At 67.3% G+C, this 16,522-nt stretch carries 16 protein-coding genes and 1 tRNA gene; 7 read left to right on the forward strand and 10 right to left on the reverse strand.

Going from position 1 to position 16,522, the window contains the following annotated elements:
- The first annotated feature begins 104 nt into the window (after positions 1-104).
- The 3 genes from OXG33_10685 (at position 105) to OXG33_10695 (ending at position 4,177) form a co-directional block, all read left to right on the forward strand.
- Positions 105-2,807: a hypothetical protein gene (locus tag OXG33_10685; GenBank protein ID MCY4114387.1), complete on the forward strand. Its 2,703-nt coding sequence runs from the start codon at positions 105-107 to the stop codon at positions 2,805-2,807.
- A 183-nt stretch (positions 2,808-2,990) separates the two neighbouring features.
- Positions 2,991-3,296, forward strand: coding sequence for a 2TM domain-containing protein (locus OXG33_10690; protein ID MCY4114388.1), 306 nt, complete (start codon positions 2,991-2,993; stop codon positions 3,294-3,296).
- Positions 3,293-4,177, forward strand: coding sequence for a DUF72 domain-containing protein (locus OXG33_10695; GenBank protein MCY4114389.1), 885 nt, complete (start codon positions 3,293-3,295; stop codon positions 4,175-4,177). The genes OXG33_10690 and OXG33_10695 overlap by 4 nt, the downstream gene beginning before the upstream one ends.
- On the opposite strand, the gene secF is transcribed toward OXG33_10695, so the two are convergent.
- From secF to OXG33_10715, 4 genes are all read right to left on the reverse strand, one after another.
- Entirely contained in the window at positions 4,174-5,115 is a 942-nt protein-coding gene (gene secF / locus OXG33_10700; GenBank protein MCY4114390.1) for a protein translocase subunit SecF, read from the reverse strand. The genes OXG33_10695 and secF overlap by 4 nt on opposite strands.
- On the reverse strand, positions 5,115-6,470 hold the full coding sequence (gene secD, locus OXG33_10705; GenBank protein ID MCY4114391.1) for a protein translocase subunit SecD: 1,356 nt from the start codon (positions 6,468-6,470) through the stop codon (positions 5,115-5,117). The genes secF and secD overlap by 1 nt, the downstream gene beginning before the upstream one ends.
- Before the next feature lie 51 nt (positions 6,471-6,521).
- Positions 6,522-6,884: a VOC family protein gene (locus tag OXG33_10710; GenBank protein MCY4114392.1), complete on the reverse strand. Its 363-nt coding sequence runs from the start codon at positions 6,882-6,884 to the stop codon at positions 6,522-6,524.
- Positions 6,885-7,082: 198 nt separating this feature from the next.
- Positions 7,083-7,868: a class I SAM-dependent methyltransferase gene (locus tag OXG33_10715; protein MCY4114393.1), complete on the reverse strand. Its 786-nt coding sequence runs from the start codon at positions 7,866-7,868 to the stop codon at positions 7,083-7,085.
- A 118-nt stretch (positions 7,869-7,986) separates the two neighbouring features.
- Here OXG33_10715 and OXG33_10720 point away from each other — a divergent pair, with 118 nt between their 5' ends.
- Entirely contained in the window at positions 7,987-8,562 is a 576-nt protein-coding gene (locus OXG33_10720) for a histidine phosphatase family protein (GenBank protein MCY4114394.1), read from the forward strand.
- A 34-nt stretch (positions 8,563-8,596) separates the two neighbouring features.
- On the opposite strand, the gene dprA is transcribed toward OXG33_10720, so the two are convergent.
- Entirely contained in the window at positions 8,597-9,781 is a 1,185-nt protein-coding gene (gene dprA / locus OXG33_10725) for a DNA-processing protein DprA (protein MCY4114395.1), read from the reverse strand.
- Positions 9,782-9,894: 113 nt separating this feature from the next.
- Here dprA and OXG33_10730 point away from each other — a divergent pair, with 113 nt between their 5' ends.
- The gene (locus OXG33_10730) at positions 9,895-10,893 is read left to right on the forward strand and encodes a Gfo/Idh/MocA family oxidoreductase (GenBank protein MCY4114396.1); all 999 of its coding nucleotides are present in this window, start codon (positions 9,895-9,897) and stop codon (positions 10,891-10,893) included.
- A 106-nt stretch (positions 10,894-10,999) separates the two neighbouring features.
- Here OXG33_10730 and OXG33_10735 read toward each other — a convergent pair whose 3' ends face one another.
- The 5 genes from OXG33_10735 to nth all read right to left on the reverse strand — a co-directional run bounded on the left by OXG33_10735 (position 11,000) and on the right by nth (position 14,180).
- Entirely contained in the window at positions 11,000-11,671 is a 672-nt protein-coding gene (locus tag OXG33_10735; GenBank protein ID MCY4114397.1) for a DUF192 domain-containing protein, read from the reverse strand.
- 39 nt (positions 11,672-11,710) lie between these two features.
- Positions 11,711-12,124, reverse strand: a complete 414-nt coding sequence (locus OXG33_10740) for a cupin domain-containing protein (GenBank protein MCY4114398.1) — start codon at positions 12,122-12,124, stop codon at positions 11,711-11,713.
- Positions 12,125-12,134: 10 nt separating this feature from the next.
- Entirely contained in the window at positions 12,135-12,911 is a 777-nt protein-coding gene (locus OXG33_10745; GenBank protein MCY4114399.1) for a hypothetical protein, read from the reverse strand.
- A complete protein-coding gene (locus tag OXG33_10750) occupies positions 12,904-13,323 on the reverse strand; it encodes a VOC family protein (protein MCY4114400.1) in 420 nt (139 codons plus the stop codon). The genes OXG33_10745 and OXG33_10750 overlap by 8 nt, the downstream gene beginning before the upstream one ends.
- A gap of 98 nt (positions 13,324-13,421) precedes the next feature.
- Positions 13,422-14,180 (reverse strand): endonuclease III, encoded by a 759-nt coding sequence (nth, locus tag OXG33_10755; GenBank protein MCY4114401.1) that lies wholly within the window; start codon positions 14,178-14,180, stop codon positions 13,422-13,424.
- 169 nt (positions 14,181-14,349) lie between these two features.
- Here nth and OXG33_10760 point away from each other — a divergent pair, with 169 nt between their 5' ends.
- Positions 14,350-16,248, forward strand: a complete 1,899-nt coding sequence (locus OXG33_10760; GenBank protein MCY4114402.1) for a VanW family protein — start codon at positions 14,350-14,352, stop codon at positions 16,246-16,248.
- Positions 16,249-16,307: 59 nt separating this feature from the next.
- Positions 16,308-16,384: transfer RNA gene (locus tag OXG33_10765), tRNA-Pro, on the forward strand.
- The last annotated feature ends 138 nt before the right edge of the window (positions 16,385-16,522 follow it).

Below are 16,522 nucleotides of genomic sequence, written 5' to 3' on the forward strand. Positions count from 1 at the left end.
CCCGGGCCGACGGGCGGTGTGCCGCGGGCATCCGGGCCGCCCGCCGGTGAGTGGGGGGCCTGGTGCGAAGACTCCGACTGCATGTTCGGCGACCGGCTATGCGTATGGCACTCGCAGGGCTGGTCATTGCCGCTTCCGCGGCCCTGGCCGTGTGGCCGTCGGCCGCGGCGCTGGAGTGTGAGGGAATCCCCCTCGTCGAAGGCTGTCTTTTCACCATTACCGGCGGGGATACGGCCGAGCCCGACGACGGCTTCTCCCTGTCCAATGCGGACGGCGTGCCGTTGTGGGACTTCGCGCGCGAGCGCGACCTCCAGGCCATCGGCTATCCCATCAGCCAGCGCTGGGTTAATGGCCCCTTCACCCTGCAGGCCTTCCAAAAGGTCATTCTGCAGTGGGATCCCGGCAAGCAGCGCATGAACTACTACAACACCCTCGACGTGCTGGCGAATCGCTATCCGGAGGTGGAGCTCCCAAACGTCCCGCCGCATCAGGTGCTCGAAGCCGATCGCGATGCCGACTTCGCCACCATCACGCGGAACCACCTGGCGCTGCTGGAGCGAAATGCGGCGATCAAAGAACGGTTCCTCAGCGAGCCCGACTGGCTGAATCTCTACGGCCTGCCGATCCGCTACGAGGAGCGCGCGGTCAACGGCAATCTTCAGGGCCTGCAGATGCTGCGGACGCAGCGGACGGTGTTCGTGGTCTGGAACGTGCCGGCGCCGGGGACGACGGTGGGCCGGGTGAACCTGCAGAACGTACCGGACAAGGTGAAGCGCCTGAGTAACGTCATCATCCCGGATGCGGCCAAGGCCCCGGTGACGCGCGATGCGCTGGCCGGCTTGTCGGCATTTACCCTTCCCACTCCCGTGCCGGCGCAGACGCCCACGCCGGCACCCGCGCACACTCCTGCGCCACCCCCGCCGCCTCCGGCGCCGCCGCCGGAAGACGACCGCGAGGCGCTCATCCGGCTCTACCACGCCACCGACGGTCCTAACTGGACGAACAACGGCAATTGGCTGAGCGAGGCGCCGTTGAACGACTGGTATGGCGTTACGACGGACGATCACAAGCAGGTCATTGAGTTGCGGCTGGGCGGCAACGGATTGCGCGGGACCATTCCGCCCGCCTTGGGATATCTCGGCAAGCTGACAACCCTCGATCTTTGGCAAAACCAGCTGCACGGTGTGATTCCACCCGACATGCGCAACCTTGCAAGCCTGGAGACCCTGTGGCTCGGAGACAACCAGCTCCAAGGGACGATCCCACCTGGGTTGGGGCGGCTGACCAATCTATGGTGGCTGAGTCTCACTTCTAACCAGTTGGTCGGCGGAATCCCGCCGGAGCTCGGCAACCTCCGCAGCCTGATATTCCTGGAGTTGGACTCGAACCAGCTCACCGGGGCAATACCGGCGACGCTGGGTCATCTTGACAGGCTGAGGAATCTGAATCTCGGGTGGAACCGCCTGAGCGGATCTATCCCGCCTGAGCTTGGGAACCTCGTCCGAATGGAAGTGCTGTGGCTCCTTGCCAATCAGTTGAGCGGATCGATCCCGCCCGAGTTGGGCCGCCTGGGCAACCTTCGCCAGCTCTACCTGTCGGACAACCAGCTAAGCGGGGCAATTCCGCCAGAGCTGGGTCGCCTCGGCAAGCTGGAGAGGCTATCCGCCGACGGCAATCAGTTGAGTGGTGCGCTTCCACCCGACTTGGGCGGCCTTAGCAAGCTGGAGGAGTTGTCGCTCTCCAACAACCAGTTGAGCGGATCGATCCCGCCCGAGTTGGGCCGTCTCGGCAGCCTGAAGGAAATGTGGCTCGCCAACAATGAATTGAGCGGTGCGCTCCCCCCCGAATTGGGCCGAATCGCTTTCCTCAGAACCATTGACCTCGACGACAACCGCCTGAGCGGTCCGATCCCGCCTGAATTGGGTGTACTCGGCAGCCTCGAGCGGCTGTCGGTCGCAAACAACCGCCTCAGCGGCGCCATCCCACCCGAACTGGGCCGGATGGCCAGTCTGCAATGGCTGTATCTTGGCAACAACCAGCTAGAGGGGAAGATACCGCCGGAGCTGGGCGCGCTCCCGGAGCTGGTGGGGCTGTATCTTGCCGGAAACGACCGGCTCACGGGGTGCATCGCCGACGAGCTGTGGTCGATACAAGGCCATGATCTGCGAGAGCTCGATCTGTGGCGCTGCGGGATCAGCGAGAGCGCCGCCGACCGGGCGGTTCTGACCGACCTCTACCACACGACGAACGGACCGGGCTGGACAAACAACCGCCACTGGCTCAGCGAGGCTCCGATTGCCGTTTGGCACGGCGTGACTACAAATTCCGCCGGCCAGGTGACGGTCTTGCGTCTCCCGAGGAACGAGATGTCCGGCGCAATCCCGCCTGTGCTTGGCCGCCTCGCGCATCTGCAAACGCTGGATCTCTCGCACAACCAGTTGCGAGGGACCATCCCGCCTGAGTTGGCCGGCCTATCCGATCTGAAACAGCTTCGCCTCGGCTCCAACCAGCTCAGTGGGCCGATCCCGCCCGAGCTTGGACGCCTGACCAACCTGCGGACGCTGTGGCTTGCGAACAACCAGTTCAGCGGATCGATCCCGCCTGAGTTTGGAAGCCTCTCACGGCTGACATTCCTGTCGCTCGCTGGGAACCAGCTGAGCGGGGCGATCCCGGCCGAGCTGGCGCAGCTTGCCAACCTGGACGACCTGAAACTCGGCGGCGGCAACCAATTCACGGGTTGCATCCCCGAGGGGTTGCGGGATGTGCCGTTTAGCGATCTTGGCGCGCTTGGTCTGCCATTCTGCTGAGTCCAGGGCGTCGGGCCGGCTTGGAGGCAAGCGCCCGGATCGGCGTCAACGCATCTCGACCGCCGCTCGGGCCCGGACTCATTTTTGGTTGTAGTCGACTGCGAAACCGGCACGACGTAGGTCGCGTCATGTTGCCGGGACGTGCCGCCGGGTAGAATTCCGCCCGCTCGCCGGGCCCTGCACATGACCGACCCGTCACCTAGCGACCGCGCCGAGGCCTACCGCCGCGCGACCGAGCGCGTACGGGCGCGACTGGGATTCGCGGGGCACGCGGTGGTGTGGGCGGCCGTTGCCATCCTGCTGTTGCTCGCGAACATCATCGCGACTCCGGACTTCATCTGGTTTTTCTGGCCGGTGGTGTTCTGGATGATCGCGCTGGCGCTTCACGGATGGACCGTGTTCGGCCCCGGCTTGCCGGTGATCGAGCGCTGGCGCCGCCGCGAGGCCGCGCGCGAGCTCGCGCGCATGCGACGCCAGGATGACGAGTGAGCGCTACGCGAAGGTTCGGCATTCGCGGCTGGCAACGGCTGGAGGACTTCTACCCGCCGCGCGTCAAGCCGGCGGAGATGCTGGGCCACTACGCCGCAGCGGCCGACGTCGTCGAGACGACCAACACCTTCAACGGCATCCCCAAGCCAGAGCGGCTGGCCGACTGGGCCGCACAGGCGCCGGATGGCTTCCTATTCGACGTCATCGCCTTCGGCGGCCTCACGCTGCATCAGCGTCGGCCGGGTGACACGGGCCCCATCGGGCGGCGGTCGTGGCAAGAGGTCTCGGTGGTGCCGCCCGACGTGCTGTTCGACGACTTTGCCCAGGCGCTCGCGCCGCTGGCGGAAGCCGGCAAGCTCGGCTGCGTGCTGCTCCAGTTCCCGTCGTGGTTCGGGGCCGGCGACGAGGCTCGCGAGTACCTGGGGCACGTCAGCGGACTTCTTCCCGAATTGCCCCTGGCCGCCGAGTTTCGGCATCCCAGTTGGGACGTGCCCAGCCAACAGGACGCAACCTTGGAGTGTCTGATCGACTTGGAAATGGCCCTGGTGGTGGCGGACTTTCCGCCCGACCGGCCCGAGGCTGGTCCGCCCACCGTCGCCGTCACCACGGATCGCCTCAGCGTCGTGCGGCTCCATGGCCGCGACGCCGACGCCTGGCCGCGCACCGAGGCCAATCCCGTCGAGTCAATGGTCCACACCTACTCCGACGCGGAGCTTTCGCTCTGGGTGGCGCGAGTGCGTGAGCTTTCCGAAGAGGCGGCCGAGGTGCACGTGCTCGTGGGCACGACGCCATACGCCCAGGCCCTCGACGCCGCCAACCGCCTGAAGACGGCCATCACCGAGGCCGAAGAAGCCGAGGCGCGCTGGGGCTACGTGCCCTAGGCCGTCGAGGCGCGGCGCCAGGGGAACACCCGGCGCCATAGTCGCGGAATGTCGCGGTTCTCCCACGAAGCGACCAGGCAGGCGGCGTTGAAGATCGACGAGTAGGTCCCGATGGCGAAGCCGAGAGACAGCGCCAGCACAAAGTCGCGAATCGTCGGCCCGCCCAGGAGCAGCAGGGCGAGCAGCACCAGCAACGCCGTGAATGAGGTGTTGAGCGACCGCGTCAGGCTCTGGTTGGCGCTGTGGTTGATGATGCTGGCGATGCCGGGGCGCTCGTGGTCGTCCAGGTGCACGTAGTCACGGTTGGTTTCTCGAATGCGGTCGAAGACGACGATGGAGTCGTTGACCGAGAACCCGATCACCGTCAGCAGCGCGGTCACGAACAGTGCGTCGATCTGCACGTTGAGCGCGTGACCCAGGATCGCGAAGACACCAAGCACGAACAGCGCATCGTGCAGCAGCGCCACGATCGCCGCCACGCCGTAGCGAAACGAATGCTGCATGCCGCGGAAGGCCCACGTGACGTAGAGCAGAATCAGTCCCGACGCCACGGCCACCGCGATGACGGCGGCTCGGGTGAGCTCTTCACCTACGACCGGACCGATGGCTGAGAAGCCAAGCTCCTCGACCGGCCCCGTGGCCGCGCCGAGCCCGCTGAGCAGATCGTCCTTTTCGTCGATGTCGATGGCGCGGACGCGGAGCAATGCGTCGCTCTCGCCCGCCATCTGGACCACGGCTTCGGGAAATCCGGCCCCTTGCGCGGCTGACGTGACGTCCTCTTGCGTGGTTTCCGCTGCAACGCGCACTTGCAGCAGTGTTCCGCCGGTGAAGTCGATGCCGGGCTTCAGGCCGCCGGTCAGAAGCGCCACGACGCCCGGCGCCAGCAGCACGGTGGACACCAGGTACCACCAGCCGCGGCGTCCCACGATGTCAAACATCAGGCCGCGCTCTCTTCGGGAGTTGGTCGCGCGCCAAACCAGCGCGGCTGGTCAACGCCCGGCACCAGCACGGCCAGCCGCAGCAGCGTGCGGCTGATGGTGATGGCCGAGAACATGCTCACCGCCACGCCGATCGCCAGCGTCAGTGCAAATCCCCGCACGCCGCCGCTGCCGAAGCCGAAGAGCACGGCGCAGATGAGCAGCGTGGAGACGTTCGAGTCTCGAATCGAGGGCCAGGCGCGGTTGAATCCCGCTTCGATGGCCCGTCGCACCACGCGACCACGGCGCACCTCTTCCCGCGTGCGCTCGAAGATCAGAATGTTCGCGTCGACGGCCACGCCCAGCGACAGGATCACGCCGGCCACACCCGCCAGGGTGAGGGTGACGGGCACGAGCTTGAAGATGGCGAAGACGAGCATCACGTAGGCCACGAGCGCCAGCGCCGCCACGACGCCCGCCGCGCGGTAGTAGGCCACCATGAACGCCAGCACCAGCACGGCGCCCACGATGCCGGCGCGCACCGAGAGCGCCAGCGACTCTTCGCCCAGCGTCGGCCGCACGGTCAGGTTCTGCACCACCTTGAGCGGCACCGGCAGGGCGCCGTATTGCAGCTGGATCGCCACCCGGCGCGCCTCGTCCGGCGTGAACGTGCCGCGGATAACGCCCTCGTCGCGAATCGGCGCCTCGATCACCGCCGAGTTGATGACGATGTCGTCCACCGTGATGGTGAGCCACTGGCCCAGGTTGGTGCTGGTGTGCCTCTCGAAGTGCTCTCCCGATGACGGCTTAAGTTCGAAGGCGATCATGGACGCGCCGAGCTGATCGAACTCGACGCGTGCCGACTGGAGATCCGCCCCGCGCAGCACAACGTCTTCCGGATCGGCCACGAAGACCTCGTCGTCCGGGTAGGGTCGTGAACCGGTATCGACGATCAGAAGCTGTCCGGTTTCGCGGAAGAGCTCAATCGCATCGTCGAGCGGATCCGCGCACTCCTCGGTCGCGGGATCACAGTTCGGGTCCGGACCGCCGAGGCCGGGAAGCTCCACGATCAGCCGGGTGTCGCCCTCGATCTGAATGACCGGCTCGGCGACGCCCAATGCGTTGACGCGATTCTCGATGATTTGCCGCACGGCCTCCATGGCATCCGTGTCGACCTCCTGGCCGGGCGCGGGGTCGGCCTCGAAGCGCACGTGCAACCCGCCCTGGAGATCCAATCCCTGCCGAAACTCCAGGTCCGAGAAATCGCGCGTGCCGACCTGCACCGGGAATCCCGGTGAGTTCGGGACCACGATGTACAGCGCCAGCGCGAACATGATCGCGATGAGCGCCAGAATCCCAAGGTGCCGACGACGCACGTCAGAGGCTCGGGGCGAAGATTCGGGGCATGGCCTTGATGATACGCGGCGCTAGCCGTAGGTTCCGTCGTGTCGCTGGTGCAACCAGATCGGATTGCCGTCGGGATCGGCGATCATGGCATTGAGGCAGGCTGGGGTATCGCGTGTCGCGTGCAGGACCTCGACGCCGCGGTCCCGCGCCTCCGCCAATGCGGCGTCTACGTCATCGACTGCCAGCGCCACGAGCACGCGAGGAGGCTGAAGGCCCACATGCGCCGGCGTAACTGCCAGCGTCACGGACCCAGCCTGGAATTCGCGCCAGTCGTCGTCCTGGATCCCCGCTTCCGGTAGCCCAAGCACGTCACGGTAGAACCGCGCCGTTCGCTCGACATCGGCGGCGACGATCCAGATGAAATCGACGCCTTTGATCTGCAACCCCAGCCTCCATGGGCGCCACGTGCAAGCTCCTCACGCCCCATCATGCAAGCGTGGAAGGGTGAGGTCGACCTGGCCAACGTGGTGGTGGAAGCCTGCCTCCAGCCGGGTGCCGATTCAGGTGAGCTGCGTCGGGCGGCTCGCCGCCTTGACTCTCCAAGAGCGACCGCTCGGATTAGTATCGGATCTGGTCGGCAGTCACTCGGTGTTTGCGGCCCGGCAAATCACCTGGCGCATACCCCAAACGATTTCGTGCGGTGATGGCGACGCCGCGAGTCCATCGAGTTCAACCGCGACCTCATCGATGCTCGGCGCGGAGAAGCTTGCCCTCGCTGCCGGCGTAACGCCCCAACCGGCGATGTTCAGTCGGAACATCGCCGCCGCCTGGCCCGTGCTCACGGGCTGCTCGACCAATCGGCTGGAAACAACAGCCAGTCCAGTGCCCGGAATGAGCTGCTCCATCGCCTTGCCCGCATAGAGCCGCCCGCCTCCGGCATCGACAACCTGCTCGACCATTTCGAGGTAGCGCAGGAATTTCGGATGCGTCGTCCAAATGTCCGAGACTTCGTCCAGCAGGAGAAGACCTGCCGGCCGAATCTGCGTGGCCCAGGCGGCGAGAGTCGACGGTGGGTCGGACACATGCGGCAGCAGAAAATGCGAAAACAGCAGATCGCCTGGCCCGAACGGAAACGGTGTGCGGGTCACGTCATGCTGGAAGTACTCGACGCCCGCCATTGGCCGAGCCCGCGCCACCTCGATGAAGCGGCTGGAGGCGTCGAGTCCGACGGTGCGCTGAGGTGCCACGGTTTCTGCCACGATGCGTGTCGTGTATCCGGGTCCACAGCCCAGGTCGTAGGCCAACTCCGGGCTGGCCTGCGCCTGCTCCAGGAAGCTCGCCATCTCCGGCTGAAACACTTCGGCGGCGAGCCGCAATCGCTTGCCGGCGACGTCCGTATCTCCAAATGTGTAGCCGCGTTCGCTCATGCGCCCGCTCGCCCTATCCACACCCGCGACGCTGCCGAATATCCCACGAACTCGAAGCGCCTCCGGGGCTCGCCGATCGTAAGCTCCAGCGTTAGACCGTCGTTCGTTGGAGCGCAGCGTGCGAAAGCTCGTGCTGGTGCGTCACTCGCAGCCTTGGATCGAGCGCGACGTGCCGGCAGCCGAATGGAGACTCAGCGAGCTTGGGCGGCGTCGGGCCGAGTCGATGGCCGCTAGGCTTCGCGGCTACCGCGCGAACCTCATCTGGTGCAGCCGAGAGCCCAAGGCCGTCGAGACCGCCGAGATCGTCGGGAGCGCGCTCGGCATCCCGGTGCGGATCAAGGCCGGGCTCGAAGAGCACCATCGCCAAAACGCACCATTCTTTCCCACCACCCAAGAGTTCGAGCAAGCAATTGAAGAGTTCTTTTGCCAGCCGTCGCGACTCGTCTTCGGCTCCGAGACCGCGAGCCAGGCATGCGGCCGATTCAGCGCCGCGATTGAAGCTGTCCTCGAAGCGGATTCCGGGGACGCCATCGTGGTCACCCACGGCACGGTGATGACGCTTTACCTGGCGCAAGTGGCCGGCCTTCAGCCCATGACCTTCTGGCGAGACCTGCAATCGCCGTGCCTGGTGGAGGTGGGGCTTTCGAGCATGCGCGTTGGCCCGATCGTCGTTTCCGACGAGCGTGAGCGATGAAGTCGCCGCACCCTTGCCTCAGCGGCTCGTGTGGCTAGCCATCGCGCCCGCCCGCCGGCTCGGGTCGCGGATGCACGTAGCGACCGCCGCCCACGTGCCGGGCCAGGCCCTTCAGCTCGAGCATGGTGAGAATGGCCGAGACACGGTGCGCGGGGAGTCCGGCGGATTGCGCCAGGGTGTCGATGTGCTTGGGCGAGGCGTTGAGCTGATCGGCGATGGGACGCTCGTCGGCGTCCGGCTCAACGACCGGATGCAGCGCGAGCTGGACCGGATCGACGCTGATGCCGAGCGTATCCAGCACGTCGGCGGCTGAGGTCACGGCGCGGGCCTCGCCGCGGAAGATCAGCGCGTTCGTGCCCTGGCTGCCGTTCCGGAAGATGTCGCCGGGCACGGCCATGATCTCGCGGTTGTGCTCGATGGCGTAGCGCGCGGTGATCAGCGCCCCGCTCGGAAGCGGCGCCTCGACCACGATGGTTCCTAGCACGAGCCCGCTGATGATGCGGTTGCGCTGGGGAAAGTTCTCCGCCGAGCCGCGCATCCACACGGGATATTCCGTGACGATGGCCCCTTGGTCCGCGATCTGTCGCGCCAACTTCCGATTCGCGACCGGGTAAACGGTGCCGAGCCCCGTGCCCCACACGGCGACGGTCGGCCCGCCCGCTTCGAGCGCCGCGCGGTGCGCCACGCTGTCCACCCCCGACGCCATGCCGCTCACGATGGTGATCCCGCTGCCGGCAAGGTCGCCGGCAAGTCGCTCGGTGACCAGCCGGGCGTAGGTGCTCATGCGCCGGGTGCCGACGATGGCGACCGCCCGGTCCTGTGACAAAGCGTCGATGTCCCCGCGGACGTGCAGCAGCGCCGGTGGATCGGCGATCTCTCGCAGCCGCTCAGGGTACGCCGGGTCGTCCCAGGCGATCGCGCGCCCGTCCGCTTCCTCCAGCGCCGCCATCGCGGCCTCAGGCTCGATGTCGCGCCGCGCGTCGAGCAGTTGCTCGACGACCTTGGCCTCCAGCCCGGCGCGTCGCAGCTCCGTGGCGGATGCGCCCCAGGCGCGCGCCATGCTGTCGAAGGCCCGCCGCAAGGCCCAGACGGCGCCCGAGCTGATGCCGCGCACGGCGTTGAGCGCCACCCAATAGGCCAGGTCGTCCGGCGTGCGGCCGGTCGGCGCTGGAAATTCCTGATCGCCCGCCGGCTCGACGGCGGGCCGAATGTCACTCACGGATGTAGCGTAGCCACGGCATTCCACACGCGCGACATTCGGCCGGCGGAGCCTGCGGGCTGCCATGATGTCGGCAAGCGGCGTCAGGCAGGGTCGAAGAAGGAGCGCGGGGGATGTCGGACCAGAGTGGCAAGCTGCGGGCGGCATTGATAGGCATTGGTCATGACCATGCGTGGGGCAAGGTGCAGGCGCTGCGCCGCTCCGATGACATGGAGTTCGTGGGCGCATTCGAGCCGGATGCCTCGGAGTGGGGACGGCAGCAAGCCGTGGACCGCTTCGGGGACGTGGCGGCGCTGTCCGAGGTCGACGTGCTGCACGACGAGTCGATTCCGGTGGTGTTCGTCGAAACCCTCCCCCGCCACAACCTGCGCTGGGCGCGGCGGGCGCTCGAGCACGGCAAGCACATCCATATCGACAAGGCGCCGTCTCCGTCGCTCGCCGATTTGCGGGCGGTGCTCGACTTGGCGGCCAGCCGCAACCTGCACGTCCAGATGGGCTATCAGTTCCGCTACAACCCCGCGATCGAGCTTGCGCTTCGCGCCATGCGCCAGGGCTGGCTCGGCAACGTCACGCGGATCAACGTCGACATTCCGACCAACATCCGTAGCTACGCCGACATTCGGGCCAAGGACGGCGCGCACGCCGGCGCGTTGTTTTACCTCTTGGGATGCCACGTGCTCGATGCGGCCATGCTGTTTCTCGGCAAGCCCTCCAGCGTGTGGGCCAGCCACCGGCGAGACGCACGCGATCAGGGCGAGCCGTTTGAGGACAACTGCACGGCCGTGCTGGAGTATCCCGGCGCGATGTCGCTGCTGCAGACCTGGGTCACCGGCAACGACCCGATGCACCACCGGCGCTTCCAGGTGATCGGCGAGCGCGGCTCGGTGCTCATCGAGCCGATCGAGCCGCCGGGCGTGCGTCTGTTCCTCAGCGAAGCGCACGAAGACTTCCCCGCGGGCTGGAGCGAGCCGGCGATTCCGATGCGCCCCAGGTACGACGGCGACATCGAGGACCTGGCCGCGTGGGTTCGGGGCGACCGCGCGCCGGCATACACGGCTGCGCATGACCTGGCCGTGCACGAGACGCTGCTGCGCATCTGTGGGGTCCTCTAGTCAGCGCACGCGGGGAACGCGGGCGCCCACTCGGGGCGCCCGCACAGGAAACGAGTCCGTGTAGGGGCAGCCCTAGTGGCTGCCCTTGGACCGACGTCACAGGGTCCTAGCTGAGGGTGCGAATCTCGGCGACGACACCCGGCTCGATGCCGCACTCGGCGGCGACGCCTTCGTTCACCTCGATGGCGTAGCGGGCCGGCGCCGCCGACCGTGTGATCGGCAGGTTTGGCGCAGTCTCATGCTCCGGGCGCATGGTCTGCACGTCGACGACGACCGAGTCGCCGTTGATGAAGACGATGTCGAGCGGGATGAGCGTGCCTTTCATCCAGAAGCTAAGGACCTGCTCAGCTGCATAGACGAACAGCATGCCGCGATCGCGCCCCAGGGACTCGCGGCCCATGAGTCCGACGGCGCGCTCCTCCGGATCGTCTGCCACTTCCAGGTAGAGCTCGCAGGCGCCGATGGATGCCACGGCCTGGATTTCGGGTCCGAGGGCCGGCGTCGGCTCGGGCGTAGGGGTGGCAGTGGCGGTTGGCGCTGGCGTCGGTGACGGCGTAGCGGTCGGCGTGGGCGACGGCCTTGGGGTTGGGACGATCGTCGCCGTAGGCACCGGCGCCGGCGAAGGCGTGGGCATCGCGGTTGGCATTGGCGAAGGCGCGGCAGTGGCGGTGACGGCTGCTGCCGCGGCAACTGTGGGCGTTGCTGGCGCCGTCTCGACGGGCGCGGTGCCGCAGCCGGCCACGAGCACCGCTGCGGCAACAATGGCGCCGACTTTCATGCGCCGACCGCCCTCGCCGACCGTGCGCGTGTCGAGCCCTCAGTCTGCGTCCGCAAGCGACTGGTGCTCGCGCAGGACGATCGTGTCCGAATGGTCGGCGGGATACGGCGGCGACGTCACGAACAGCACCCGGGCCGGAGTCTCGGCCGCGCAGGCAAACTCGATGGTCTCCTGCGGCAGGGACACGACGCACTCCCCGGCTTCCAGCTCGACGCCTTGCGGTTGGCCGGTGTCCTCATCGAACGAAGTGACGCGCACGCGCCCGGCCAGCACGTAGGTGACCTGCTCGATGGTGCGGTGAGCGTGCGGCCGGTAGGCCGCTCCGGGCTCCAGCAGTCCCTCGGCAAGCGTCATGTGGCGCGCGGGCGCCAGGTCGAAGGGCCACACGGGCACGTCGTCCGGCGCCACGAGGCGCGGGCCAACACGCCGCACCCGCAGCGTCGCATTGCCCACGGAGAGCGTCCTAGGCGTGCGCGCCCTCGCCCAGCGAGACCGGCACGCCCTCCAGATACCCCGCCTCGTGCATCTGCACCCACTCATCCATGAACATGTCGTTCCATTGGTCGGTGAGCGGATGCTCCATCAGCTCGGCGAAGACGTTCCAGAAGATGATGATGCCGTCGGCGCCGTCGCGCAGCGCCGCGTAGGCGGTGTCAACCGAGCGCACCAGCGCCGCCGTAATGTACGGCCGCTGCTCCCAGCCGCGGAACATCGCCACGCACTCGCGCACCAGCTTGGTCGGATCGCCGCCGACCTGCTTCACCGGCTCGCAGAACGGCAGGATGTGCGTCGCGCCGGCCTGGGCGACCGCCGCCGCCTGGCCCAGTGAGAAGCACGTGGTGCAGAAGGTCTCCACGCCCTCGGCCTTGAGCGTGCTGAATGCTTCGAGTCCGTGCACGGCGCAGGGAATCTTGATGACGATCCGGTCGGACATGCGCGTGAACACGTGCGAGACGTCGAGCAGCTCCTGGGTGGAGTGCCCGTCAACCTCCACCACGACTTGCTTGTCGGTGACGTCCAGGTAGCGCTTGATCAGATCGGTAAGCGGACCGTACTTCTGGACCATCTCGTTGAGCACCACCGTGTTGGTCACGATGCCGTAGCCGCCGCGGGGCAACCAGACTTTCAGGTCCTCGGGATCGCCCGCCAGCCAGATTGCGGGTCCGGTCCCCCGCTGGCGCGCGGCCGTCACCGGTCCGGCCGCCGGCGCGCTGTTGGCGTGTGCGTTTGCGTTACTCACTGTCATGCCTCCCGTCGACAAGCTGCAATCCCATGTCTTGTGTGGCGTTGGTGTCCAGGAAACTGATCCGCCAGCCCGACGAGCTGACGATCGGCGCCGTGCCGCCGATGCCATATGCCGCCTCGAGGGTCGCGAGCGTGACGTCCATGGCGTCGTCACGGAAGGCCACGTGATGCACGCTGGCGCCGTGCTCGTCGAGGTGCGCGGCGAACTTGCTGCGCGCCGGATCGGTGGGGCAGATTAACTCCAGGAATGCGCCCGAGTCGCCGACCCGCAGCGCGGCGTATCGGTTGCCTTCCTCCTCGGATGCCCAGATTTGCTCGGGTTCCATGCCCAGCGTGTCGCGGAATAGCTCGAGCGCCCGGTCGAGGTCAGGGACGACGTAGGCCACGTGATGAATCGCGTCAAACATGCCAACTCCCGCTGTGCCGTGCGGTTATGGCTCTGAGTCTACGTGGCGCGGCGGTCGCCGGCTGCCGCGCGGTAGTCGCCGTCGGTCGATTCAGCGCGTCATTGGGCCTTAGGGGCCGTCGCGCCCGCATATGGCGACCGCGACGGCCGATTCGGCGTGGTCGCGCTGGGGCAGATGTCGTTGAGCGTGCACGCGTCGCATTGCGGCTGCCGCGCCTCGCACACGCGGCGCCCGTGAAAGATCACGCCGATGCCCGCGAAGATCCAATCGTCGCGCTCCATGAGGTCCATCAGGTCGCGTTCGATCCGCACCGGGTCGCCGTGCTTCGTGAACCCCAATCGCTGCGACAGCCGGGCCACGTGCGTGTCCACCACCACCCCGCTTGGGACGCCGAACGCCTCGCCCAGCACGACGTTGGCGGTCTTGCGGGCCACGCCGCGCAGCTTGAGCAGCGAATCCATGGTCGTGGGCACCTGGCCGTCGAACTCCTCGACCAGGTGAGCGGCCGTCGCCCGGATCGACATCGCTTTCTGCCGGTAGAACCCCGTGGGGTGCACGATGTCTTCGACGTCTTCCTGCGGCGCCGACGCCAGCGCCTCCGCCGTCGGGTAGCGGGCGAACAGCGTGGGCGTCACCTTGTTGACCGCGACGTCGGTAGTCTGCGCCGAAAGAATCACGGCGATCAGCAGTTGGAAGGGGTCGGTGTAGGTCAGTTCGGCCGCGGCCTCCGGGTAGAGGTCGCGGAGGCGGCGGATGATCTCGACAGTGCGGGCGCGCCGCGCGGCCTTTGACTCGCGCCAGCTGCGCACCGGCGGGCCCGACCGCCGACTGGAAACCCTGCCGCGACGCGCTGCCATTCGCGGAGCATATCGCGCAGGCGGTTGCCGGGCACCGTGACCGCACACGGCGCGGCCACTGGCTGGCCCATGTCGGTTCCCTCACGGAAGGCCGCTGATATCATCGGGCAATCTTGATTCTCGGTATGGCTGCACCCAACAGACGCGCGTCGTTCCGAGGCGGAAGATCATGACGGCCGACGCTTCCGGCCACTCGCCGTCGCGGCGCGCGCTGCTCCTGGCTGGTCTGGGAGTTGTGGGATTTGCGGCCGCTGCTCCCGTTGCCCTGGTCGCGGCCCTCTTGCGTGGCGACGACGGAATGCTGCCCGCGGGCACTCAGGTTGACGGCGTGGACGTGGGCGGGCTTTCCCCCGAGGATGCCGTGGCGCGGCTCGAGGCTTACTGGGCACCTTATCTGGCTAACCCCGTGAGCTTCGAGCTCGGCGGCCAGATGTGGCGTCCATCCGCCGCCGATGTCGGCCTCACGGTGGACTTCCGGGGCGCCCTTCGCGGCTTGCTGGCCGCGCAGGGCGGAGGCGGCATTGCGCGTCGAATCTCCGAGCCTCCGGCGTCGGTCGATCGTGACCTGGTCGCCACGACGTTCGATGCGAGCGTCCTGCGCGCCTACGTCGCCGGCATTGCCCAAGGATTCGATCAACCGGCGGTTGACGCCAGCGTGACCATGGCAGGAACCGACGCGGCTGCCGTGCGACCCGGCCAGACCGGCCGCGTGGTCGATATCGGGGCGGCGGTGGGTGCGGTCGGCGACCTGACCACGCCGTCGCCGCCGGGGCGGGTGATCACGCTGACTTTCCGAGAGGACTTCCCGGCCTACACCACGGATCACGCGCGCGCGGCGCTCGATGAGATCACGCGCATGACCGGCGCCCCGCTGTGGCTGATGCACAAGGCGCGCGGGTGGACCATCACTCCCGAGGAGCTGCGGGCGGCCATCGATGTCCAGGGAGACGGCAGCGAATTGACCCCAACCCTGGACTTCACGCGCTTCAATGACCTGTTCACGCTCATCGACGACACCCTCGCCGCCGAGCCGCACCCAACCGTGTTCGACTACGACGAGGCGCGCAATCGGGTGCGGGCATTCGAGGTTGGCAATCCGGGGCAGATCGTGGATCGTGCCGCGCTCGAGGAGGCGATGGCGCGAGCGGTGGCCTCCGCCGATGAACGCGTGGTCGAAATCCCGTTGATTCTGCTCAATACGGGCGCCGATTTCGCTGAGAATCCGTTGGGCATCCGGGACCTGTTGGCGTCCGGCGATTCGATCTACAAGGGTTCCCCTGACTACCGCCTGCACAACATTGCCGTCGGTGCCAGAAAGCTCGACGGCCTGGTCGTGCCGGCCGGCGAGACGTTCTCGTTCCTGGAGAACATCGGGCCGTTCGAGCTCCGCCATGGCTGGGTGGAAGGCAGCGTCATCCTGGCCGACAAGACGGAGCAGGGCATCGGGGGCGGCATTTGCCAGGTGTCGACCACGCTCTTTCGCGCCGTGCTGAACGCTGGACTTCGGATCGAGGAGCGCTGGCCCCACCTCTATCGGGTCCGCTACTACGAGATGGGCCCGGCGCCGATCGGGATCGACGCCACGATCTTCAGCCCCGGCCTCGACTTCAAGTTCCGCAACGACACCGAGCACCCGATCATGCTGCGTGCGTTTCCGGACGAGAAGCTCGGCGCCCTGACATTCGAAGTCTGGGGCGTCAACGACGGTCGACGCGTCGAGATCGTGGACCACGAGTTGCAGGATTGGGAAGACCCGCCGCCGGACGAGGGCATCTTGGATCCGACCGAGGATCCCGAGTTCGAGGAGCAGGTGGAGTGGTCCAAGCGCGGCGTGCTGGCGGCGTTCTCGCGGGTGATCACCTGGCCCGACGGCAGCGAGACCCGATCGACGTTCCGCTCCAGTTTCGTGCCGTGGCCCAATCGATACGTCGTCGGCATCGACGTGGCCAAGGCCAGATTCCCAACGCAGTACAACGAGTGGTTCGACGAGAACCCCGAGGATGCCGCGCGCTGGGGCGTGACGCGGGCGCCCGACGTGCCCGAGGATCCGGACGCACCGGCTGGATAGATCGCGATGCGCGGCTAGCCAAGCGGCCGCGCGCCCTTCTAGGATGAATGGACGTATCGCGGGGCGTGGCGCAGCCTGGCAGCGCGCATCGTTTGGGACGATGAGGTCGCGAGTTCGAATCTCGCCGCCCCGACCAGCGAGCTTTGGTGGCGTCGGCGGCCCGGGGTCGATGACGTTGGTGCGCGGCCGCATTCGCCACCGCGGGCCGCCTCCAACGCTCGAGGCGCCGGAGCGTTGACGTGACGATGAGAACGACAACCGAGGTTCCCGGGAT

The sequence above is a fragment of the Chloroflexota bacterium genome, assembly GCA_026708035.1.
GTDB lineage: Bacteria > Chloroflexota > UBA11872 > UBA11872 > UBA11872 > JAJECS01.